Raw genomic sequence first — 23,496 nt, 5'->3', positions numbered from 1 at the left:
AATTCAAGTATTTCTTTTCCACAAACCCTAAATTATGGGCGAATCAAGAAGTAAGTGCATAATATTTACACACCCACTTTCTGACTAGTGAATTTCTTTTAATAAACTCGCGAGTAAATCGGAAATAAATTGAATTCTTTTTTGATAATCTTCCAGCATCACCATGATTTTTAAACGTTGTCCTCCATCCATACGGAAAAAAGTCGGATGTTTTTGCATCATTTGAATAATGCTCATGGCTTGAACCGGGGTATCTGGTGAAAATTCAATATGACCACCATTTGCACTGATATCAACCTTGGTAATCCCCAACTGCTCTGCTTTTAAGCGGAGTTGATGCACAGCAAATAATTGCTTCACAGGTTGTGGTGGCACACCAAAACGGTCAATCAATTCCATACGAATGTTATCGAGTTTTTCTTGAGTGTCGGTATTACTGATCCGCTTATAAAACATCAGACGTTGGTGTACATCGCCCAAATACTCATCTGGAATCAATGCCGGCATATGTAAATTAATCTCAGCCGTTAAAGATAACGGTGCATCGAAATTCGGAGTTTTACCTTTTTGAATGGCTTTGGTCGCCTTTTCAAGCATTTCCATATACAGGCTATAACCGATCGCATGCATCGAACCACTTTGTTGCTCACCCAAGAGCTCACCCGCACCACGAATTTCCAAATCCTCTGTGGCCAGCATGAAACCTGCACCCAAGTTAGATGCACGCTGAATCGCATCCAGACGTTTTTCAGCATCACCTTTTAAACCTTTAATTGAAGGTACCAATAAATAGGCATAGGCTTGATGATGCGAACGCCCAACACGTCCTCGTAATTGATGTAACTGCGCTAAACCTAACTTATCTGCACGTTCAATCAAAATGGTGTTGGCATTTGGAACGTCAATTCCGGTTTCAATAATGGTTGAACAAACCAGAACATTATATTCCTTGTGATAGAACTGCTGCATCACCTGCTCCAGTTCACGTTCACGCATTTGTCCATGCGCCACTGCTACTCGTGCTTCAGGTACCAGCTCTCGGATACTTTCAGCTGTCCGTTCAATACTCTCCACTTCATTATGCAGGAAATAAACCTGACCACCACGAAGTAATTCACGCAGAATCGCTTCTTTTATCGCGTCACTGGTGTGCTCTTGAACAAAGGTTTTGACTGCCAAACGACGTGCTGGCGGTGTGGCAATGATTGATAAATCACGCATCCCGCTAAAGGCCATATTTAATGTGCGCGGAATCGGGGTTGCAGTCAGGGTCAGCATATCGACATCGGCACGCATGGCTTTAATACGTTCTTTATCACGTACCCCAAAGCGATGTTCTTCATCGACAATCATCAAACCCAAGTTTTTAAACTGGATACTTTCCTGCAGAATTTTGTGCGTTCCAATCACAATATCGACTTTACCGTCAGCCAAGTCTTCAGTAATTTTCAGATGGGTTTTATTGGAACCAAAACGCGAAAGTACTTCTATACGAATTGGCCAATCGGCAAAACGGTCTTTAAAGGATTCATAATGCTGCTGTGCCAGCAAGGTCGTTGGCACTAACACCGCGACTTGTTTATTGTTTTGTACTGCTAAAAATGCGGCTCGCATCGCCACTTCAGTCTTACCAAAACCGACATCCCCACAGACCAGACGATCCATCGGTTTCGCCAGTTGCATATCGTGCAAGGTCGCTTCAATTGCATTGGCTTGATCTAGCGTCTCTTCATAGGCAAAGCCACTGGCAAATTGCATATATAGACTTTGTTCCAGCTCAAAGCTAAAGCCCTGTTTAGCCTGTCGACGTGCCTGAATATGCAATAACTCGGCAGCAACATCATGAATCTGTTCTAGGGCTTTACGCTTGGCTTTATTCCAGGCATCAGTACCTAATTTATGTAATGGTGCTAAATCTGGATCGCCGCCACTATAACGGCTGATTAAATGCAAATTGGTGACTGGAACATAGACCTTGGCAGCATCGGCATAATCCAGCTGTAAAAACTCATGATCTTGATCATCAATACTTAAAGTGACCAAGCCCGCATAACGTCCCACACCATAATCGATATGTACTACCGGTGCACCAATACTGAGTTCGGTTAAACTCCGAATCAGAAATTCTTCTGAAACTTCCTGCTGGCGTTTACGACGGCGCTGAACGACGCGATGTTCATAGAGCTGATTTTCAGAAATTACTGTAAGGTGATTCGGAATCACCAAGCCACGATCAAGTGGTGCACTGGTAATGGCGATGGCATGTAATGATTTTCTAAATTCTGCAAAATTTTCAACATTGGGAATATCACCCAAAGCTGGACGCAACGCATCTTTTAAGGTTTCACGACGTCCGGCACTTTCAGCCACCAATAGCACTGGATGATTTGCCGCATCAATATATTTTTTAACCGCAGAGAACGGTTTTTCCTGTTTTGGATCAACCGGTAAACGGGGTGGCAATTCGGTATTGAGATTAAGCACCCCAGTTTTATCTACAAACTCTTCTGAAGATGCAATGATTCTGGCGAAGTGATTCAGTTGTTCTAAGACCTGATTCGGTTGCAGAAATATCTCTTCTGGCGACAGAATAGGGTGATCAACATTATGGCGACGGTCTTCATAGCGTCGAACCACATCTTTCCAAAAACTGGTTAAGCTTTCATCCAGATGCTTGTCTGTAATGACAATGCCATTCTTCGGTAAGTACGCCATCAGGGTACTTTGTGTTTGCATCGCTTCTTTGCTAAAAAATAATGGGAAATAAAACTCCAACCCCGGAGAAGCAATACCCTCTAAAACATCTTGATAAACCGGATTTTTCTTGGGATTTGCACTAGGAAAACTTTCTGCATAACGATCACGGAAAGTCGAACGCCCTTCTTTGAGTGGAAATTCTTTGGCCGGTAATACTGAAAACTGTTGTAAATTTTGCGTGGTTCTTTGCGTTTCAGGATCAAAGAATTTTAAGCTCTCAATTTCATCATCAAACAAATCAATCCGTATAGGCGAATTTTGCCCAGACGCGTAAATATCCATAATGCTGCCGCGCACAGCAAATTCACCATGATCATAAACGGTATCGACCAGATGATAGCCTGCTTGTATTAAACGCAGTTTTTGTTGTTCCAGTTCAAATTTTTGACCCACTTTAATATCGAAATGTTCACCCAACACCCAAGAGGTTGGCGCAACACGTTGTGCTAAAGTCGAGGCAGAAAGTAACAATACGCCCTGCTTTGGCATATTTGATAAAATTGAAAGACGTTCTGACACGATATCTTGATGCGGAGATAAACGGTCATAAGGAAGAATTTCCCAATCCGGGAAAATGGTCGGTTTTATCCCGTAAAATTCCAGTTCACTTTCCAACTGACCCAAATGCTGATTATTTTTGGCAACAATAATGAACAATTGCTTATTTTGCGTGGCAATGTCTTTAAACAATAAAGCGGCTGATGAGCCTTGTAAATTACCGACCCAGCGTTTTTCGCCTGCTTTTAATTGCTGCAGATTTAATTGGGAAATTTCTTGTTGGAACATGTATATAGCTTTTGGTCTAAATGACATGAGCTGTATCTTAACATGGGTTTTTTGTGGGTTGAGTTATTTTTATATGCAGCCCGTTTTTCTCTCTAAATCCTTTTAGATGTCACCTGTTCAGCCTGTGTTTTGCAATTATTTTTCGCGTAAGAAATTGCGGTAATAGTCATTCAGCTTTTGAATGATTTGCTTTAACTGCAACAGGTTTTCTTCGGTATTACCTAAACGTGTGACAAAACGTTGACTGGCAATTTCCAGATCAATTTTTTCATTGATAATCATAGCAGTGAAATACAATGCTTTTAAATCGTCAAACTGGGTTAATTTTCGATTCGAGAAGTATGACAACCGTTCAGACAGTTCATTAACCACGATACCATCGACGATATAACCCTGTTCTTGATTGAATTGGATATTATTTTCTTCCAGGAACAGCTGTTCAGGAGAAGGTTTAGAACTTTTGAATAGTCCGGCAAGTTTATTCAGCATAAGTATTACAAATATTAAAAAACCTGCCTATTCTAACCCTGAGCGGCTTTATCTTCAGCACTATTTTCCATAAAAAAGGTAGCCGTTTAAACGGCTACCTTTTCACTATAACTAAAATTAAATTTTGCCTTAGCCGAATTAGCTCACTTGTGCCAACAATTCATGTGCTGCTGTAACTTCTGAAACCAGATTACTAAAGGCAAAAATTTCATCTAACTGTTCTTGTGTGAGTAATTCCTGTTCCAAGACAATCTGTTGAATGGTTTTGTTTTCAGCAATACATTGCTTGCCAATTTCATCACATTTGGCATGACCCAAAATGGGATCCAGTAAAGTGACAATGCCGACACTACGCATTACAGCATCATAACAAACCTGCTCATTGGCTTGAATGCCCTGAATACATTTACTGTCCAAACTCGAAATGGCTTGAGTAAGTAATTCAATGGATTCATTAATGGAAATGGCAATCACCGGTTCCATTACATTTAACTGTAATTGTCCCGCTTCCGCAGCCATGGTCACGGTTAGATCATTACCAATTACTTTATAGGCAATCTGATTCACCACTTCAGGAATCACCGGATTGATTTTTGCCGGCATAATTGATGAGCCGGCTTGCAATTCAGGTAAGCGAATTTCACCCAAACCGGTACGTGGCCCCGAACTCAATAAGCGTAAGTCATTACAAATTTTTGAAAGCTTCACCGCAAGACGTTTCAGCGTACTGGATAAAATAATAAATACACCACAATCACTGGTGGCTTCCACATAGTCTTCCGCACCAATTAAATTCAATCCGGTAATTTTATTTAAAGATTGAATCGCTTCATGTGTATAGCCCGCTGGTGTATTTACCCCGGTTCCAATGGCAGTGGCACCCAAATTCACTTCCAGTAAAAGCTCGCGGGTGCGTTGAATAAGTTTTATATCTTCTTTTAATAAGGTTGCAAAAGCACGAAACTCTTGTCCCAAGGTCATCGGAACTGCATCTTGTAATTGGGTACGCCCCATTTTTAAAACAAACTGAAACTCTGCAACCTTTATATGCAATGTATCAACTAGTTTTTGAATCTGAAGCAATAAATCGTCCAGACTATAATACGTTGCCAAGCGCAAAGCCGTCGGATAGACATCGTTGGTCGATTGGGATTTATTAACATGATCATTTGGGTGAATATGTTCATATTGCCCCTTATGAAAACCTAAATGCTCTAATGCAATATTGGCCAATACCTCATTGGTATTCATATTAATAGACGTACCCGCTCCCCCTTGATAAACATCTAAAGGAAAAGCATGACTCCATTTTTCCGGAGATTCGATTAATTCATTACACGCCCGCTGAATCACCTGACTGACTTGTTCAGAAATTTTGCTAAATTTTAAATTGGTCTGTGCCGAAGCTTTTTTGACTTGGGCCAAAGCACGAATAAAATGATGATGATTTCCAACTTTCTGATTAGAGATTTGAAAATTCTCTAAAGCACGTACAGTATGAATGCCGTAATAACATGCTGCCGGAACTTCCTTCGCTCCCAACAAATCACGCTCTATTCTTGTATTATCGAGTTGAACCGTAGACACTTTAAATATACTCACATTTATGCACTAGAATTGTGCAATTGAAAAAATATTAAACCTTTGCGCTATTTTGAATATTGTAAAAAGATATTTATTTGGCAATGCTCTATAACCAATTACAGCAGCTTTGTAGCTAGTGTAAGCACTTGTAACTATCTTTTCGCTTTCAATTTTCCTGATCAAAAAATTAAATTCAAAAATCTTTTAGCCTGATTTGCAATTCACACTAAGCCTGTATGCGACCCCTATAAATGACATTAAGCACCAAACTTATAACCAATTAATTTTATTAACTTTTAATAAATTGTATCTAAAAATACATTCCGCTACACAACACGCTATTAAATCCCTTCGAAATGTAACAGAAGGTAATTTTGATTTTGTGTTTGAATCAGCTCCTTAGCGAATATGGATAAAAATTCATCTTGGACAGATGTATTTATAAGGACATAAGGATGAGTACATGAGTCAACTGAACCCGACATTAATCACATTTATTTTTTATATTGTCGCCATGGTGGGTATTGGGCTATATGCCTATAAAGCCACCACCGACTTTTCAGATTATATTCTGGGTGGCCGCAGTCTAGGCAGTGTGGTCACTGCCCTGTCCGCAGGTGCATCGGATATGAGTGGCTGGTTGCTCATGGGCTTACCTGGAGCCATTTATCTCTCTGGCTTATCTGAAGCGTGGATTGGCATTGGCCTGATTATCGGTGCATGGCTGAATTGGCTGCTGGTTGCAGGTCGCTTGCGCGTACATACCGAAGTTCAAAATAATGCCTTGACCCTGCCTGATTATTTCACCAGTCGTTTTGCTGACCGCAAGCGTGTTTTACGTGTGATTTCAGCCCTGGTGATTCTGGTATTTTTCTCGATTTATTGTGCTTCCGGCATGGTTGCTGGCGCGCGATTGTTTGAAAGCATTTTTGGCTGGTCATATACCACTGCATTATGGATCAGCGCCATTGCCACCATTAGTTATGTATGTGTTGGCGGATTTCTGGCGATTAGCTGGACCGATACCTTTCAGGCAGGCCTGATGATTTTTGCCTTAATTCTCACCCCGATCATGGCTTATATGGCCATCGGTGATCATAGTCAGCAGTTTGCGACGGTAATTGAAACAGCCCGCCCACATGCCACGAATATGCTTTCAGGTTTAAGTACGGTTGCCATTTTATCCTCCCTCGCTTGGGGCTTAGGCTATTTTGGTCAACCGCATATTCTGGTACGGTTTATGGCAGCGGACTCGGTAAAAACTATTCCTGCTGCACGTCGTATTGGTATGAGCTGGATGATTTTATGTTTGGGCGGCGCAGTCGGTGCAGGTTTCATTGGCATTGCCTATTTCCAGCAGCATGCCGAACTGGCAAGTGTGGTCTCTCAAAACCCTGAAACCATCTTCATGGAACTGACCAAAATCCTGTTTAATCCATGGATTGCCGGCATTATTTTGGCCGCGATTTTAGCCGCAGTGATGAGTACGCTCAGCTGTCAGCTTTTGGTCTGTTCAAGTACCTTGACTGAAGATTTGTACAAATCATTTCTACGCAAGAATGCCTCGCAAAAGGAACTGGTCTGGGTCGGACGCTTTATGGTGTTAGCCATTGCTGTCCTTGCCATCGTGTTGGCAAGTAACCCAAGCAGCAAAGTACTGGGGCTGGTTGCCTATGCATGGGCAGGTTTTGGCGCGGCATTTGGTCCATTAATTATTTTGTCCTTGTTCTGGAAACGCATGACTTTAAACGGCGCCATTATGGGTATTCTGGTGGGTGCAAGCACGGTCATTCTGTGGAAAAACATGATGGCAGATACCGGACTGTATGAAATTATTCCCGGCTTCATTTTGTCATTCTTCAGTATTGTCGTGGTGAGTTTACTGGAAAAAGCCCCCTCTCAGGACGTGATTCAGCGTTTTGAACAGGCAGATGAATTGTATAAAAAAGAAATGGACGAATTAAAAAATGGAATACCGGCTCAAGCTGAAAATTCATTATAAAGTTCGGATGAGTTGTATCGAAATTTGAATCAGATTTAAGGGGCTTATGCCCCTTTTATTGATTCTATTTTTGCACTTTTATTTTCAGATGAATCTTGGAGCTTTCTTTAATCACTTCCATCACCGGATAACTGCGTGTTTCTTTGATCCCAGGCAATTGCCAGAGCACCTGTCCTGAAATTCTGCGGAACTCTTCCATATTGGCACAGCGGATTTTTACCACAAAATCGAAACCACCACTGATCATATGGCATTCCACAATTTCAGGATATTGCATAATCGCATCGGAAAACTCTTCCAATACATTAGGCGTGGTTTTATCCAGTAAAATTTCCACAAAAACCACAAAACTGGCATTCAGCATGTCAGGATTCAGCTTGGCTTCATAGCCTAAAATAAAACCGTCTTTGGCTAATTTTTGCACCCGCGCAAGTGCTGCAGTGGCTGATAGATTCACTGCTTCAGCCAATTTGATATTTGAAATTCGTCCATCATTTTGCAGAATATCTAAAATTTTGATATCCGTTCTGTCCAAAGTAAAAATTGGGCTTGTCATCTGAATTATTCTCTAAAATGAATAAAAATTATAGTGAGTTATTCGGCATCCTTTCTGTAATCATAAATTATATAAGGTATTTGACTCAACAAAAAAATTGGCAGTCACAGGATGTTGGCATGAATATGATGGATACAGAAACCCGCTTCGATGAAGCAAAACCTCACTTTGAATATATTACTGAGTTCAAAGAAAAGAATGATTATGAAGTTGAGGTTAATACTGCCTGGCGCCGTGCTGAACCCGAGTGTGTTGAAAACCTGCTTGAATATAGCCAGATTTCTGAACAACTGAGTCAGCGTATTTACGACCTGGCTTTTAACCTGGCTCACACATTGCGTGAACGTAAAAGCACGAATGGTAAAGCCGGGATCGTTCAGGGTTTATTACAAGAATTTTCATTGTCCTCTCAAGAAGGCATTGCCCTGATGTGTCTGGCTGAAGCCTTGCTGCGTATTCCGGACAGTGCGACACGTGACCTGCTGATTCGTGACAAAATTAATCAGGGCAACTGGAAAGAACATGTTGGACAAAGTAGCCAGATGTTTGTCAATGCTGCGGCTTGGGGCCTCATGCTGACCGGCAAACTGATGGAAACGCCGAAACAAAAAAGTTTATCCAGCGTCCTGACCGGGCTGTTAGCACGTAGTGGTCGCGGTATTATCCGTAAAGCGGTAGATGTGGCAATGCGGATGATGGGTGAACAGTTCGTGACTGGTGAAACCATTCAAGAAGCGCTAGAACATGCAGAACCTTTAGAAGATAAGGGCTTCCGATATTCTTATGACATGCTCGGTGAAGCGGCACTCACAGAACATGACGCTGAACGTTATTACCAAGATTATAGCAATGCCATCCATGCCATCGGTCAAGCTTCACAAGACAAAGATGTTTATGACGGTCCTGGCATTTCAATCAAGCTGTCTGCCCTGCATCCGCGTTATCAGCGTGCGCAGATTGACCGTGTGCATGACGAGCTATATCCTAAAGTTCTGCAATTGGCGGAACTGGCAAAACGCTACAATATTGGTTTAAACATTGATGCCGAAGAATCTGAACGCCTGGAAATTTCCCTAGAATTATTAGAACGCCTGTGTTTTGAGCCTAGTCTTGCCGACTGGAAAGGGATCGGTTTTGTGATTCAGGCCTATCAAAAACGTTGTTTTAACGTGGTGGATTACGTGGTGGACTTAGCAAAACGCAGTCAGAAACGTTTGATGATCCGTCTGGTTAAAGGTGCTTACTGGGATAGCGAAATCAAGAAAGCCCAGATTGATGGCATGACTGACTATCCGGTGTTTACCCGTAAAGTGCATACGGATTTATCTTATATCGCCTGTGCCAAAAAGCTCCTGGCTGCCCCAGAGCAGATTTATCCGCAGTTTGCGACGCACAATGCTCAAACCCTTGCCACGATTTACCATCTGGCCGATCCAAACCAATATTATAGCGGTCAATATGAATTTCAATGTCTGCATGGCATGGGCGAACCACTCTACGAGCAAGTGGTGGGCGATAAAATGGATAATAAACTGGGCGTGCCTTGCCGTATTTACGCACCAGTCGGCAATCATGAAACACTACTGGCCTATCTGGTCCGACGTTTACTGGAAAATGGCGCCAATACCTCTTTCGTGAATCGTATTGCAGATAAATCTTTAAAAATTGAAGATCTGATTGAAAATCCACGTGCTGAAATTTTGAAAAATGCAGCCAAAGAATCACAGCTTGGTCAAAAGCATCCGGCTATTCCCCTCGCAGCCGATTTATACGGCGATACTCGTCCAAACTCTATGGGTCTAGACCTAGCCAATGATCACGAGTTAATGCTGCTGAATCAAACTGCACAAGAGTTCAGTCAGCAGCAATGGCAAGCTCAGGCTTTGGGTAAAAACCTCAGTAGCGAAGACAATCTGACTGATGAACATTCAAAACTCATCACCATTTTAAATCCTGCCAATCACTCTGATGTTGTCGGCCATGTGCAAGAAGCGAGCCCTGTACAAGTCAATCTGGCATTAGATCATGCCGTTAATGTACAAGCTAAATGGAGCAATACACCTAAAGACACCCGTGCCGCTTGCCTACAGCGTGCAGCAGACATCATGCAATCACGCTTGCAGGAATTGATGATTCTGCTGTGTCGTGAAAGCGGTAAAACCTATGCCAATGCCATTGCAGAAGTTCGTGAAGCGATCGACTTCCTGCGTTATTATGCTGCGCAAATGATCGATCTGGATCAGAATGCATTGATTCAACCACTCGGCCCCGTGTTATGTATCAGTCCATGGAATTTCCCATTGGCTATTTTCACAGGACAGATTGCAGCAGCGCTGGTAGCCGGAAATACCGTACTTGCAAAACCTGCTGAACAAACGCCACTAATTGCAGCGCAAGCGATTCAAATCTTATGGCAAGCCGGTATTCCTCAAGATGTTTTGCAACTGCTTCCCGGACAAGGTGAAACCGTCGGTGCACAATTAAGTAGGGATGCGCGTATTCAAGGCATCATGTTTACCGGTTCAACCGATGTGGCTAAAATTTTGCAAAAGACCCTGGCACAAAGACTCAGCATTTCGGGTCAACCGACTCCTTTGATCGCGGAAACGGGCGGTCAAAATGCCATGATTGTGGACTCATCCGCTTTGACTGAACAAGTGATTCTAGATGTAGTGAGTTCGGCTTATGACAGCGCCGGGCAACGTTGTTCTGCCTTACGTGTACTGTGTGTGCAGGAAGATAATGCCGATAGTGTTATCAATATGCTGAAAGGCGCAATGCAACAGCTCTGTGTCGGTAATCCGTTCCTGTTAAAAACCGATATCTGTCCTGTGATTGATCTTGAAGCACAAAGCAATATTCAAAAACATATTGACCAAATGCGCGGCAAAGGCCACCCAGTCCATCAATTGATGCTGAATGCAGCACAGGATCAATCTTTAACTCAAGGTACTTTTATTGCGCCGACTTTAATTGAATTACCAAATCTGGATGATTTGCAACGTGAAGTGTTTGGTCCGGTCCTGCATGTGATTCGCTATAAATACGGTCAATTAGAACAGCTACTTGAACAGATCAATGCCAAAGGTTACGGACTCACCATGGGACTACATACGCGTATTGATGAAACCATTCAAACCGTGATTGCACAGGCCGAAGTAGGCAACTTATACATCAACCGTAATATTGTCGGTGCTGTGGTCGGCGTTCAGCCCTTTGGTGGTGAAGGATTATCCGGTACTGGGCCTAAAGCAGGCGGTCCAATTTATCTGTACCGTTTAATGCAGTACTGTTCAGCGAAAAAACTGGCAACTCCGTTTGCAACCCAAGCACAAGTAACCCAGCCAGACCATCATCCTTTATATGAAATATTTTACACTTGGGCTGAGAAAAACTTTCCTCAATATCCTCTGAAGCCTTACCCTGCTTTTTGCTCTGGCCATCATTATGAATTGCAAGGCCCGACCGGTGAAAGTAATCAATATGTGGTGTTGCCAAGAAAACGCGTATTGTCTTTAGCGGATCAGGAACAGGATCAGCTTCAGCAATGGGCTGCAATTTTTGCGGTCGGTAGTCAGCCTGTGGTTCTATCTGAAAATACTTTTGTGCTCAAATATCTTTCTAAAATGCCGAAAGAAATTGCAGAGCATTTTATGGTGATTCAAAATATTGCAACCGATGATTTTGATGCAGTGCTACATCACGGTACCCAAGCCCAACTGCAAAAGTTGCAAATTAAAATTGCTGAACGTTCAGGTGCGATTATTGGCATCACCCATTTGCAGCCGCTTGACTACGATATTCCATTAGAACGATTGGTGATTGAACGCGCGATCAGTATCAACACCGCAGCCGCAGGAGGAAATGCCAGCCTGATGACCTTAACCTAAGGCTAAATTTAAAAACTGAATTTCAGCGCTTAATCCTATAACTCAATGTTTTCCTCTTTACCAAGCCAATTTCTCCCTGGTCTGATTGGCTTGGTTTCTTTTTTATTCCAAAACCCTTCAAACGACCCTGATTTTTTCCTTTTAATAAAAATCTGCTTTTATCCTTAGACTTCTTTCATAAATCATTTTTCTATTACTAAAATTCGTCCTTGAAGCCAAAATTTAAAATAGATTTTACTAAGTAGTGAATTCATGAGTGTGGCATGGATGCCACACGTTTCCCATCCCTTGCGCTGCATTTTAAAGCAGTGCTTAAAACTAGCTCAGGAAGTCGTGTATGGGAAACAAAAGGTTTTTCTTGCGAACTCAAAATATATTTTGATGTTCTCATTTTGACCTGTCAAAAGTAGAGAGATTGCCTACTCAAAGGTATAAAAATAAAATCAATTAAATATGAGGCAGTGCTGATTTAAAAAATTTAATATTGAATATTTTTTGATTTATAAAAGAGATCTATTCTGGATATCAAAAAAAGCGTATTTGAATTTGAGTTCAATGCATATATTTCTGCCGCTGAATGGGCAATAAGTTTAGTCATCTGATTCAAACTTTGTTACCATCCCTGTTTTCAATGTGTTTGTGATTTTTACTGCATATGACTTCAGCTTATCAGTTACAACTTGATGCCAAGATTGCACGTATTTCTGCTCAATTTGCCGAGTTTAATCCCCCTTCTTTAGAAGTATTTCCGTCGCCTGAACAAAACTTCCGTATGCGCGCAGAATTCCGTATTTGGCATACTGACGACGATATGTTTTATGCGATGTTTGAACGCAGCGAAGATAACCAGAAACAAGTGATTCGCATTGACGAATTTCCGATTGCAGATAAAAGTATTAATCAACTGATGCCCATTTTGCTGCAAAAACTGAAAAGCAATCCGGTATTGTCTAAACGCTTATTTGAAGTTCACTTTCTGGCAACTTTAAAAGGCGAAATGCTGGTGTCAATGATTTATCGTTGCCCGCTGGATGCCGAATGGGAAACCTTGGCCAAACAGCTGGCTGAAAAACTGAATATCAAATTGATTGGTCGTAGCCGCGGTCAAAAAGTGGTATTAAGCGATGAATTTGTGGTTGAAGAATTGCAAGTATTTGATCGTACTTACAAATACAAGCAAGTTGAAAGCAGCTTTACTCAGCCCAATGCGCAAGTCTGCCAAAAGATGCTGGAATGGGCATGCAATGCGGCTGAACAGTCAGATAAAGACTTGCTCGAATTGTACTGTGGTAATGGTAACTTCACCCTGCCACTATCAACCAAATTCAATCGCGTACTGGCAACTGAACTGGCTAAATCATCGGTTTATGCGGCGCAGTGGAATATTGAGCAAAACCAGATTGATAATATTCAGGTAGCACGTTTATCGGCTGAAGATTTCACCCAAGCCTATAATGGTGAACGTGAATTCCGCCGCTTGCAGGAAGCTGAAATTGATATCTCAAGCTATAATTTCGACACTGTGTTTGTTGATCCGCCACGTGCAGGCATTGATGATGAAACCTTAAAACTGATTCAACGTTTTGAACGCATCATTTATATTTCATGTAATCCTGACACCCTAGAAGACAACTTGAAGACCTTATCAACCACGCATAAAATTACCAAATTTGCGATGTTTGACCAGTTCCCGTATACCCACCATGTAGAATCAGGTGTGTTACTGGAAAAGATTTAAACAATTTATTTCATTGTTAAGTTTGTATAGGTTGTTGCCTAAATGAAGCTCCGATGAGCTTCATTTTTATTTCATTGGGAATTAATCATTTATAAACAATTCTGAATAGTAAATCTCATAATATCGTTAAACTTGCTACCTATCATCGGAAAATTTAAAGTTCAAATGCTGCTTTTATCACTGACTTAGGCTTGTATTATTTAGGAATTTGGATATATTTCGATCTATGTTAAGTTGCGTAAGAAGGCTCTATGAGTTTTTGGCAAAAGCTGTTTTCTGCTAATCAACAGCAAAACGAACACAAGAATCAAATCTCGTGTGTCGAAAATGATTGCTCTTGTAAATCGAATGAACAACTGATCCAAGCTTTAGCAAAAGCGACAGATGAAGATGTCATCATTGGAATTAAAAAGGTTCTAGCTTCCCGAGGTTATAGCCGTAAAGAGTTAAACGAATTACAGTATCTACCACTCCAATAGCAGAGTCTGAAAAAAAGGCATTTAGTTCACTAAATGCCTTTTTTATTTGCCTGTCAAAACTGTTTATTTTTAGATTTTAATACTTCGAAACATACTTCTGTTCATTCATCCAGAAATCTCTGTTCCCCTCTATTTAAAAGTGCTTTACTCATAGCTGAAGTATTTTAACAAATAAAATAAGCCTGGCTTAAGAATAAAAATTAGTCTAATTAAAAGGAAAATATATGGAATGGTATTATCCTAGACTGGCAATATTATGCAGCCTTATATCAAGTCAAAGCATGGCCGCAGCAATGGATCAATCCGGACAATCCCTGTTGCCTTTTCTCGAAGCTGGGCATTATTTTGAAGCCTCCATTACTGCTGCTGACCCTGAAGTGTCCGGGCACACTTTAGGTAAACGTCCAGATCTGGTCAATTCAGGTGTTGATGACTATTCAACAGATAATATTAGCCAGAATTTCCAATACTACAGTGCCGCACTTAAACTTCAATTAAAACCAGAACTCTCTTTCGGTATCCTTTACGATCAGCCATTTGGCTCAGACCTTCAATATCCACTAAAAGACAATGGCAGTTTTTCTGATCCGACACTCAGTAAACAAGGTACACAGATCAATGTGGATACCCAAAATCTAAGTCTAATTTTAGGCTATCAACCCCTTAAAAATTTTAATCTTTATGCCGGACCCGCCTTTCAAACCATTAAAGGTCATGTTTCACTTCGCGGATTGGTTTATGAGGAATTTAATGGCTATAACGCTATTTTCAAGGAAGATGCTGCCATCGGCTGGCTGGCGGGTTTTGCTTACCAACGGCCTGACATTGCATTAAAAGCCGCATTGACCTATCACTCCAAAATTGATCACAAAATCAATGTCGCCGAAAATGTGTTAGGAACACCGCTGCTTTTGGTTGATGAAACTAAAACTAAAATTTCTACACCTCAGTCTGTCAACCTCGATTTTCAAACGGCGATTACCCTCAGTACTTTGCTTTACTCCAATCTTCGTTGGGTCAACTGGAAAGATTTTGTGATCCGCCCAACCCAATTCGGTGCATTATCCGAACTAACAACAACGACAATAAGTAGTGGAACTTATACCGCTGGATTCAATCTGGATGACTATCAAAAGAATCAGTGGAGTGCGACTGTGGGTGTCTCAAAAAAATGGACTCAGCAATGGTCTAGCGCTTTTGATATCGGCTGGGATTCAGGTACTGGCGATCCGGCATCAATCCTAAATCCAACCAAAGGCTATTGGGGAGTTGGTTTAGTAATGCAGTACAATCCCGAACCCAATTACTTTATTTCAGGCGAAGTTAAATACTTTTGGTTGGGAGATGTAACGGCACAGGATGGAACCTATTATTTACCCCTTCCAGGCGTTTCAGAAACTTCAAAAGTGGGTGAATTCGATAATAACCATGCCATAGGCTATGGTTTAAAAATTGGATATCACTTTTAACTTACGAATGATCTCATTCAGTTAAAAGTGAAATATGGGTTTATACTTCGTTCTAGGTAAAAGATTTACAAAATAAAAATCGTGCTTAAAATTATTCCGAATTAATGGAGTCATAATAAAAAAGTTAAAATAATAAAGTACATAAACTGATAATTTTAAGACTTAATACCTTAATCTTTTTGACAGTTTTGCTGATCAATATAAGCAATCATCGGTCCAAGGTTAAAATCCGAATCTGCACGTTTTAACTGTGGGATATATGCACTTGAAATTGAACCATCCAGATACAATGCATTCTGTACGTTTAATTCTTGTTTGAAAAATTGTGCAAATTGATAAAAACTTACTGCCTTATCACTAATCACAAAATACAGAGTTTGATCTTTAATCCCCACTCCATTACGAATTTTAAATGAGTCTGAATATTCTAAAAATTGCGGGTTTATTTTTCCATTAATGACCAACATTGGTCCAGATTGCGTTGCATAATCCGCATTAAACTTTAGCTTAGCGTAGTCATCTGTGGTTGTAATCAGGCTTTTGTTTTGATTCCAAGCCAACACACCATTCGGCTGAATATGAAAATTGCCGAAGCCTTGTTTTACCCTATTTAATTTCTGCTTTTGTTGTGATGCTTCTATGTATAAACCGACTGCAGAATAATCTGAGTGATACATTCCAGCATTCATTGCAAATAATAATTTTTCACAAGATTTTAATTGCTTCTGAACTGCGGCGAATGTATGCAGTGGTTGATGGGTCTTGGCATCATTTAGAAATAAACGTAAGTTTTGAGGCTGCGTGATCTTTACCACATCTATCTTAAAAGCCTCCCTTTGCCAATGTTCAGAGTAAACTTCTGCATAACTTACTGAGGCCAAATTTAAAATGAAAATGACGATACATTTTAAGAAAAATTGATGCTTCATTTTTTATATCCGCCAACGACTTAGACATAGGCTGAAAATTTTATACAGTGATGTAGTTTTTATAAAATAGTCATTAAGCTTAGTGAAATAGTCGATTCTTTCATAAAGAAGCAGTAAACTACATCAACAAAATACATGTATAACTTTATTGATTAAGTTTGTGATGCGACAGCAGAAAATCCGATTTCCTTTAGGGACACATCTTATCGTTAAACACTTAGGCTATTCCCATCATGGCATATATGCAGGGCGTGGCCGGGTGATTCATTACTCGGGTTTTGCTCATTTATTCAAAAAACGTCCAATTGAGATCACCTCACTGGAAAAATTCAGTTTCGGCAAAACCATTATTGTTCAACACTATAACAATCCAAAATTTAGGGGTCGTAAAGTCATACGGCGTATGCGTTCACGTATGAACGAAAATAACTATCATCTGATTATTAATAACTGTGAACATCTGTGCACTTGGGCAATTACCGGTGTTGAAAGTAGCCCACAAGTCATTCGCATGATGAACCGTCTGACCACGATTGGTTACGTCAGTTCCATCATGAGTTATATGAACAGCATGTTGCTGACCATCACCACCACCTGTTTTGCTCTGGTGTTGTACATCAAGAAAAAATTACGTGATAAAGCAAAAAAACGTCTGCCGCCCTCTTTATTATTAAAAGAACCTGAACAGAAAAATCCCTAATTTTGAGTTCAGCCAATTGATAATTCTAAAGATAAAAAAGCCCCATTTGAATGGGCATGAAAAGAACTGAAGAGATGTACTGCTCAACTCGTGTTATTCAACCCTAAAATGTCTAAAAATAAGCATAATAATTTTAATTTTACTCAGTTGATAAAATGCTTATCTTCAAAAAATTTCTCAAACCTTTTAATCAAATGGTGGAAGTCTATCATTGACCAAGTTCAATTGCGCACCATACTCCAAGTAGGCTTTAGCGCCATCTAAAAGCATGGTGAAATCATTGGTATGTTTAATGACAAAAGTAATTAACTCTGAACCCTCTAAAGGAATTTCGTAGTTACGGATTCTAAGATAAGTTTCGTTCTCGGATATTTTCTCAAAAATAAAATCTACTGTAGACTTTGGCTCGCCCCACTTGATCTGGATTAATTGATTATTAATCAACTGTTCCACAAAAACACTGATCGTCACCTCATATTTTTCCCAATACCAATCTACGTTTTTATTTTCCATTAAATGTCCCGTAGAGGAAGTAAACCAAAACTTGCTGGTGATTTCAGGATCGATAAAGGCATTGAACACCTCAGCAACCGGTTTTCGAATTAACATCTGGGTTTCTATAACGACGCTCATTTTTATTACCCTCAGCTTTTTCTTATAGTGATAGCATAATTGCTTTCTGATTGAATATTATCTTTATGCTAATAGATGTAGCCAATCAACAATTATAAATAAAATCACACAATAAACATGACTTGCTCAAAACTCGCTTTATCAAACAAAAAAGCCCAACCGAAGTTGAGCTTTTAGAACATTAATTTAGATTACTTTTCAACTGCATCACAGATGAAGCACAGTTTCATCTCTTGCGCTCGGGCAAAACAGTGTTTTGCTTATCCTTGCTTAGGCTTAAAGCTATCTTTTAAGTCCAAAATACGGTTAAACACGGGTTTATCACTGGTGTGATCATATTGATCTGCCACGAAATAACCTTCACGTTCAAACTGGAAACGATCTTCAGGTTGAGCTTCTGCCAAAGCAGGTTCAATCATTGCTTGAAGTACAGTTAAAGACTCTGGGTTTAAGTTCGCAAGGAAATCATCATCTGCATCAGGAGCAGCTTCAGTAAACAAACGATCATAAACACGGACTTCAGCAGGTACACCTTTGGTTGCAGATACCCAATGAACCACGCCTTTCACTTTACGACCTTCAGGATTTTTACCTAAAGTTTCAGGGTCGATTGAACATTTCAGTTCAATTACTTCACCATTGGTATCTTTAACCACTTCGTCGCACTTAATCACATAAGCATGACGTAAACGCACTTCACCTTCTGGAATTAAACGTTTAAAGCCTTTAGGCGGTACTTCTTCAAAGTCTTTACGATCGATATAAATTTCTTTAGATAAAGGAATAATACGATCGCCCATGTCTACGTTCGGATGACGTGCATGGCTTAAGTCCATATCTTCAGGCAAGTTAGTTAACGTCACTTTCAGTGGATTTAACACTGCCATACCACGCGCAGCGGTATTTTCAAGCGATTGACGAATACAGAACTCAAGCATTGCGACATCCACAATACCATCGGTTTTTGACACGCCAACGCGCTTACAAAATTCACGTAAACCTTCAGCAGTAAAACCACGACGGCGCATACCAACTACAGTTGGCATACGTGGATCATCCCAACCATTGACATGATTGCCTTCAACCAATTTACGTAATTTACGTTTAGAGGTAATGGTGTAATCAATATTCAAACGGCTTGATTCGTACTGATGTGGAACAGCTGGCGATTTAACTTTCTCAACCACCCAGTCATAGAACGGACGGTGATCCTGGAATTCCAGAGTACACAGTGAGTGCGTAATGCCTTCAATCGCATCTGATAATGGATGCGCATAGTCGTACATTGGGTACATTTTCCATTTATCACCGGTCTGGTGATGTTCAGAATGCAGTACACGGTACAAAATAGGATCACGCATATGCACGTTTGGAGATGCCATATCAATTTTTGCACGCAGTACTGCTTGCCCTTCACCAAGCTCACCATTACGCATTTGTTCAAAACGCGCCAGATTCTCTTCCACTGAAGCATCACGATAAGGAGAGTTTTTACCTGGTTCTACGAAATTACCGCGGTTGAGTTTAATTTCTTCAGGCGTTTGCAAATCGACATAAGCATCGCCTTGTTCAATCAGTTGTACTGCCCATGTGTACAGTTGATCAAAATAGCTAGATGCATAGCGAGGTTCACCATTCCAGTTAAAACCTAACCATTTTACGTCGTTGGCAATACCATCTACATATTCTTGTTCTTCTGCATCTGGATTGGTATCGTCAAAACGCAGGTTACATACGCCATCAAATTCTTGGGCAATCCCAAAATTCAGACAAATGGCTTTTACATGACCAATATGCAAATAACCATTTGGTTCTGGCGGGAAACGTGTCACCACTTGTTGTGTACGGCCTGCTGCTAGATCGTCAGTAATCACTTGGCGTACAAAGTCTAAGCCAGGCTGTTGTTCTTGCTGCGCAGCATCGACAGATTGATTTTGAGTTGTCGGGTTATTTGGCAGGGATGAAACAACATCATTCGGCTTCATAGTTGATAAATCACTTCTATAAGATAAAATAGGATAATTAAAACGCTTTTCTCAGTTTTTAACAAAGAAAATAACGTTTTTGCTTGCCTTGTAGTTTACAGTTTGCTTATGCTTCTCTCAACCAAAAACCCATGGCTTTTTTGTCCATGATTAGGAGATTATAGAATGAGTTTTCCTCAAGTCGAATTAAACACCAATAAAGGACGTATTGTTCTTGAATTAAACTCTGAAAAAGCACCTAAGACTGTTGCTAACTTTTTAGAATATGTTCGTGATGGTTTTTATGATGGCGTGATTTTTCACCGTGTAATTGAAAACTTCATGATCCAGGGCGGCGGCATGGATGAAAACTTCAAAGAAAAAGCAACTCGCGATTCTATTGAAAATGAAGCTGACAACGGTTTAAGCAATGACGAAGGTACGATCGCGATGGCGCGTACTCAAGCACCTCACTCTGCTTCTGCTCAGTTCTTCATTAACGTGAAAAACAACTCTTTCCTTAACCACTCTGGTAAAACAGCGCAAGGTTGGGGTTATGCAGTATTTGGTAAAGTCGTTGAAGGCATGGATGTTGTTGACGCAATTAAAGGCGTTCGTACAGGTAACCGTGGTTACCACGCTGACGTTCCGCTAGAAAATGTTGTAATCGAATCTGCTAAAATTATTTCTGAGTAATTTTAAATCATCCCTGAGTAGCACTGCTACGCAAGTCCTTTAATAAAGGAGGGAATAACCTCTTTTAAAATTAGGTTCTCCTCCCTTTCGTAAAGGGAGGTTGGGAGCGATTCTATAAAAAGGAAAATAAGTGACCTATCTGTTTATCGCTGATTTACATTTGTCACCTGAACACCCTCGACTCGTTCGGGGGTTTTTGGATTTATTGGTACACTATAAAAATAAAGACACCCAGCTTTATATTTTAGGGGACTGGTTTAACGCATGGATTGGGGATGACTACTCTGCTCCATGGTTAGATGAAATTGTCAGTGCTCTACAAGACTTTACTCAAGCCGGTAATCAGGTTTACTTTCAAGTCGGCAACCGTGACTTTGCACTCGGTCAACGCTTTATAAAGCAGTTTAATGGCTCTATATTGCCTGAGGTAGATACTTTAAAGATGGGTGATCTCCAGATCCGTCTTGAACATGGCGACCTGCTTTGCACCGATGATGTGTCCTATCAAAAATTCCGTAAAATTATTCGTAATCCGTTCCTTTTAGGTTTTCTGAAAAGCATGCCTTTAAGTTTTAGACAAAAACTGGCGAATGGTTTCCGTAAAAAAAGTGCAGAAACCAAGCAAGTAAAATCTTATAAGATTATGGATGTGAATCAACAAGCAGTTGAACAATCACTTCAATCGGTGGATTTACTGATTCATGGACATACCCACCGCCCTAATATCCATAATGAAAATGGTAAATCACGTATTGTTTTAGGCGACTGGCGTGAACATGAAGCACAAATTTTAGAAATTGATCCCGAACAGCTTCATCAAACATTAGAATTAAAAACTTGGAATTATTAATTTTAGCGACTCAAGCCATTTTGATCGAATAAAAGCGAATTCATTTACAGCGCATCAAGAGCTTCACAATTGTTGTTTATTTATACTGAATATAATCAACTGATCCAATCGTTTCTTGATTTGTGAAACAATTCAAACATAATCAACATCTATCATTTCATTCAATTTTAGAGATCTCCATGTCTGATTTTAGCAATATCACCGTGACCCATCATGACGACGGCAAAGTTTCACTTTTAATCGATGGAAAACCTGTTTCCGAGCGTTACGGCGTGCAATTTGAAAGTAATATTGTGGATGAATTAAAAGCACTGGAAGATGGTAAAGCACTTAAATTATTTGACCAGTTTATCTTCTCACATGCCGATTTAAATTTTGAACATGCTTATAGCTACGTGACTTGCATGGTTAAAGCTGATTCTAATTACAAAGTAGTGTGTAACTTTGTTTATAAAATTACTGCTGCCGACCAACCACCTATGGAACACGTGATTACCAAGCAAGGTCAGCCCATGACTCCAGAAGACATCCGTGAATTCATTGACAAGCATGTTGCAATGTCATTGAACGAATATACCGATTTAAAATACGCCTATTAATAAAAAAGCCCCTGCTCGATGAAAAGTAGGGGTTTCTCTTCTATTTAAGTAATCATTTCACACAGTTTAAATTAATATCCATCTGAAACCTGAGGTAGATCTACCCCAGTTTTATATTTGGCTAATAATTCACGCAGCGACTGCATCAACACACTGGTATCTACGCCCACTGCAACAAACTCCGTTCCGAGTTCCAAATATTGCTGCGTGGCTTCATGTTGTGTCGATAAAATTCCGGCTGCCTTACCCGCTGCACGAATACGCTGAATCGCATCCACCACAGCTTTTTGCACTTCAGGATGGTTTGGATTGCCCTGATAGCCCATGGTGGCAGACAAATCGACAGCACCAATAAAGACCCCATCAATACCATCGACTTTTAAAATCTCATCTAGGTTTTCTAGGCCTGTGACCGATTCAATCTGAATCAGCAAACAAATATTTTCATGCGCTGTTTCATAGTAATTTGGAATACTGTTCCAACGTGTGGCACGTGCCAGAGCCGCACCTACGCCACGGATACCTTCAGGTGGATAACGCACTGCTTTGACCATGAGTTCTGCTTGCTCGACAGTTTCCACCATCGGAATCAATAAGGTTTGTGCGCCAATATCTAACAATTGTTTAATCAGTTGCACACTGCCAATCGGTGGGCGCACCACGGCTTGCGAAGGATAAGCTGCAATACTTTGCAGTTGCGAAAGCGTGGTTCTTAAATCGCTGGGTGCATGTTCACCATCAATTAGTAACCAGTCGTATCCGGCATTGGCTGCAATTTCTGTAGCGTAGGCATCTGCCAAACCAACCCACAACCCAATTTGCTGTTGGGTTTTTAGTTTTCTTTTAAAGTGATTGCTAAAGTCCATACGCCTGTTCTCGGAATGGTCATACATTTTACTTAATATTGATTAAACGCCATTTTTCTAAAAGTACCAATACACAATTTGGATGATCTAAGTAATTTTAACTATTAATAAAAAAACATCCAAAATGCTTGTACTTAGATGTAAATATTGAGATTATTTACAATAACTTATTGTTCACTCATCCACTTAAAATGAAAAATAATATTTCACCTTATACTATCAACATCGTTCTTAATATTTTTCTACTCTTACTTTTTATAACTTCATTTATAGAAGTAGATCCTATACTGAGTACGTTTACTCAAACATATAAAACCGTTTTTATCCTTATTTATCTTTTAAGTCTTTCTATCATTACCTATACATTAATTTTAAAATTTTTAAGATAGGCGGATTCAAGCGGCAAGTGCAACAGTATAAAAACCAGCCATAATATCACTGGGTGTATACCAGCCCAGTGTCTTTCTAGGACGATTATTTAGAGCAGTCTCTATCTGTTCTATCCGCTC

17 protein-coding genes and 1 pseudogene are annotated in these 23,496 nt (G+C 40.2%); 9 read left to right on the top strand and 9 right to left on the bottom strand.

Annotated elements, in window-relative coordinates; all coding sequences use genetic code 11:
* Positions 1–84 precede the first annotated feature (84 nt).
* The 3 genes from mfd to aspA all read right to left on the bottom strand — a co-directional run bounded on the left by mfd (position 85) and on the right by aspA (position 5,619).
* Positions 85–3,543 (bottom strand): transcription-repair coupling factor, encoded by a 3,459-nt coding sequence (gene mfd, locus HLH16_RS08325; RefSeq protein WP_171528966.1) that lies wholly within the window; start codon positions 3,541–3,543, stop codon positions 85–87.
* Positions 3,544–3,678: 135 nt separating this feature from the next.
* Positions 3,679–4,032, bottom strand: coding sequence for a hypothetical protein (locus tag HLH16_RS08320; RefSeq protein ID WP_171528965.1), 354 nt, complete (start codon positions 4,030–4,032; stop codon positions 3,679–3,681).
* 138 nt (positions 4,033–4,170) lie between these two features.
* Entirely contained in the window at positions 4,171–5,619 is a 1,449-nt protein-coding gene (aspA, locus tag HLH16_RS08315; RefSeq protein WP_171528972.1) for an aspartate ammonia-lyase, read from the bottom strand.
* A gap of 460 nt (positions 5,620–6,079) precedes the next feature.
* Here aspA and putP point away from each other — a divergent pair, with 460 nt between their 5' ends.
* Entirely contained in the window at positions 6,080–7,618 is a 1,539-nt protein-coding gene (gene putP, locus HLH16_RS08310) for a sodium/proline symporter PutP (RefSeq protein WP_171528964.1), read from the top strand.
* Positions 7,619–7,682: 64 nt separating this feature from the next.
* On the opposite strand, the gene HLH16_RS08305 is transcribed toward putP, so the two are convergent.
* Positions 7,683–8,174 (bottom strand): Lrp/AsnC ligand binding domain-containing protein, encoded by a 492-nt coding sequence (locus tag HLH16_RS08305; RefSeq protein WP_171528963.1) that lies wholly within the window; start codon positions 8,172–8,174, stop codon positions 7,683–7,685.
* 119 nt (positions 8,175–8,293) lie between these two features.
* On the opposite strand from HLH16_RS08305, the gene putA reads away from it, so the two are divergent.
* The 4 genes from putA (at position 8,294) to HLH16_RS08285 (ending at position 15,750) form a co-directional block, all read left to right on the top strand.
* Positions 8,294–12,064, top strand: a complete 3,771-nt coding sequence (putA, locus tag HLH16_RS08300) for a trifunctional transcriptional regulator/proline dehydrogenase/L-glutamate gamma-semialdehyde dehydrogenase (RefSeq protein ID WP_171528962.1) — start codon at positions 8,294–8,296, stop codon at positions 12,062–12,064.
* Positions 12,065–12,719: 655 nt separating this feature from the next.
* Complete coding sequence (trmA, locus tag HLH16_RS08295; RefSeq protein ID WP_171528961.1) at positions 12,720–13,802, top strand: tRNA (uridine(54)-C5)-methyltransferase TrmA; 1,083 nt, start codon at positions 12,720–12,722, stop codon at positions 13,800–13,802.
* 251 nt (positions 13,803–14,053) lie between these two features.
* A complete protein-coding gene (locus HLH16_RS08290; protein WP_171528960.1) occupies positions 14,054–14,281 on the top strand; it encodes a hypothetical protein in 228 nt (75 codons plus the stop codon).
* 281 nt (positions 14,282–14,562) lie between these two features.
* Complete coding sequence (locus HLH16_RS08285) at positions 14,563–15,750, top strand: outer membrane protein transport protein (protein WP_250850254.1); 1,188 nt, start codon at positions 14,563–14,565, stop codon at positions 15,748–15,750.
* Positions 15,751–15,920: 170 nt separating this feature from the next.
* Here HLH16_RS08285 and HLH16_RS08280 read toward each other — a convergent pair whose 3' ends face one another.
* On the bottom strand, positions 15,921–16,679 hold the full coding sequence (locus HLH16_RS08280) for a phosphodiester glycosidase family protein (protein WP_171528958.1): 759 nt from the start codon (positions 16,677–16,679) through the stop codon (positions 15,921–15,923).
* A gap of 163 nt (positions 16,680–16,842) precedes the next feature.
* On the opposite strand from HLH16_RS08280, the gene HLH16_RS08275 reads away from it, so the two are divergent.
* Positions 16,843–17,379: a lecithin retinol acyltransferase family protein gene (locus HLH16_RS08275; protein WP_131290907.1), complete on the top strand. Its 537-nt coding sequence runs from the start codon at positions 16,843–16,845 to the stop codon at positions 17,377–17,379.
* A gap of 186 nt (positions 17,380–17,565) precedes the next feature.
* Here HLH16_RS08275 and HLH16_RS08270 read toward each other — a convergent pair whose 3' ends face one another.
* Positions 17,566–18,012, bottom strand: coding sequence for an SRPBCC domain-containing protein (locus HLH16_RS08270; RefSeq protein WP_171528957.1), 447 nt, complete (start codon positions 18,010–18,012; stop codon positions 17,566–17,568).
* A 260-nt stretch (positions 18,013–18,272) separates the two neighbouring features.
* Entirely contained in the window at positions 18,273–19,997 is a 1,725-nt protein-coding gene (locus HLH16_RS08265) for a glutamine--tRNA ligase/YqeY domain fusion protein (RefSeq protein ID WP_171528956.1), read from the bottom strand.
* Between the two features lie 165 nt (positions 19,998–20,162).
* Here HLH16_RS08265 and HLH16_RS08260 point away from each other — a divergent pair, with 165 nt between their 5' ends.
* The 3 genes from HLH16_RS08260 (at position 20,163) to HLH16_RS08250 (ending at position 22,121) form a co-directional block, all read left to right on the top strand.
* Positions 20,163–20,672, top strand: coding sequence for a peptidylprolyl isomerase (locus tag HLH16_RS08260; protein ID WP_131290900.1), 510 nt, complete (start codon positions 20,163–20,165; stop codon positions 20,670–20,672).
* A gap of 130 nt (positions 20,673–20,802) precedes the next feature.
* A complete protein-coding gene (locus HLH16_RS08255) occupies positions 20,803–21,522 on the top strand; it encodes a UDP-2,3-diacylglucosamine diphosphatase (RefSeq protein WP_171528955.1) in 720 nt (239 codons plus the stop codon).
* A 179-nt stretch (positions 21,523–21,701) separates the two neighbouring features.
* Positions 21,702–22,121: a hypothetical protein gene (locus tag HLH16_RS08250; protein WP_171528954.1), complete on the top strand. Its 420-nt coding sequence runs from the start codon at positions 21,702–21,704 to the stop codon at positions 22,119–22,121.
* Between the two features lie 71 nt (positions 22,122–22,192).
* Here HLH16_RS08250 and hpaI read toward each other — a convergent pair whose 3' ends face one another.
* Together hpaI and HLH16_RS08240 are read right to left on the bottom strand one after the other, a co-directional pair.
* Positions 22,193–22,987, bottom strand: a complete 795-nt coding sequence (gene hpaI / locus HLH16_RS08245; RefSeq protein WP_171528953.1) for a 4-hydroxy-2-oxoheptanedioate aldolase — start codon at positions 22,985–22,987, stop codon at positions 22,193–22,195.
* Between the two features lie 395 nt (positions 22,988–23,382).
* Positions 23,383–23,496: pseudogene (locus HLH16_RS08240) on the bottom strand (IS30 family transposase); the annotation flags it as partial.

Origin of the sequence: Acinetobacter sp. ANC 5378 (assembly GCF_013004315.1) — a bacterium.
In the GTDB taxonomy this organism is placed as follows: Bacteria; Pseudomonadota; Gammaproteobacteria; order Pseudomonadales; family Moraxellaceae; genus Acinetobacter.
The sequence above is the reverse complement of the archived record's forward strand: the minus strand, read 5'-3'. Positions and strand labels throughout refer to the sequence as shown.

Bases quoted from the DNA above. Each gene is read 5' to 3' on its own strand.
- mfd (WP_171528966.1), bottom strand. From the start codon at position 3,543: ATGTTCCAACAAGAAATTTCCCAATTAAATCTGCAGCAATTAAAAGCA.
- HLH16_RS08320 (WP_171528965.1), bottom strand. From the start codon at position 4,032: ATGCTGAATAAACTTGCCGGACTATTCAAAAGTTCTAAACCTTCTCCT.
- putP (WP_171528964.1), top strand. From the start codon at position 6,080: ATGAGTCAACTGAACCCGACATTAATCACATTTATTTTTTATATTGTC.
- HLH16_RS08305 (WP_171528963.1), bottom strand. From the start codon at position 8,174: ATGACAAGCCCAATTTTTACTTTGGACAGAACGGATATCAAAATTTTA.
- putA (WP_171528962.1), top strand. From the start codon at position 8,294: ATGAATATGATGGATACAGAAACCCGCTTCGATGAAGCAAAACCTCAC.
- trmA (WP_171528961.1), top strand. From the start codon at position 12,720: ATGACTTCAGCTTATCAGTTACAACTTGATGCCAAGATTGCACGTATT.
- HLH16_RS08290 (WP_171528960.1), top strand. From the start codon at position 14,054: ATGAGTTTTTGGCAAAAGCTGTTTTCTGCTAATCAACAGCAAAACGAA.
- HLH16_RS08285 (WP_250850254.1), top strand. From the start codon at position 14,563: ATGGCCGCAGCAATGGATCAATCCGGACAATCCCTGTTGCCTTTTCTC.
- HLH16_RS08280 (WP_171528958.1), bottom strand. From the start codon at position 16,679: ATGAAGCATCAATTTTTCTTAAAATGTATCGTCATTTTCATTTTAAAT.
- HLH16_RS08275 (WP_131290907.1), top strand. From the start codon at position 16,843: ATGCGACAGCAGAAAATCCGATTTCCTTTAGGGACACATCTTATCGTT.
- HLH16_RS08270 (WP_171528957.1), bottom strand. From the start codon at position 18,012: ATGAGCGTCGTTATAGAAACCCAGATGTTAATTCGAAAACCGGTTGCT.
- HLH16_RS08265 (WP_171528956.1), bottom strand. From the start codon at position 19,997: ATGAAGCCGAATGATGTTGTTTCATCCCTGCCAAATAACCCGACAACT.
- HLH16_RS08260 (WP_131290900.1), top strand. From the start codon at position 20,163: ATGAGTTTTCCTCAAGTCGAATTAAACACCAATAAAGGACGTATTGTT.
- HLH16_RS08250 (WP_171528954.1), top strand. From the start codon at position 21,702: ATGTCTGATTTTAGCAATATCACCGTGACCCATCATGACGACGGCAAA.
- hpaI (WP_171528953.1), bottom strand. From the start codon at position 22,987: ATGGACTTTAGCAATCACTTTAAAAGAAAACTAAAAACCCAACAGCAA.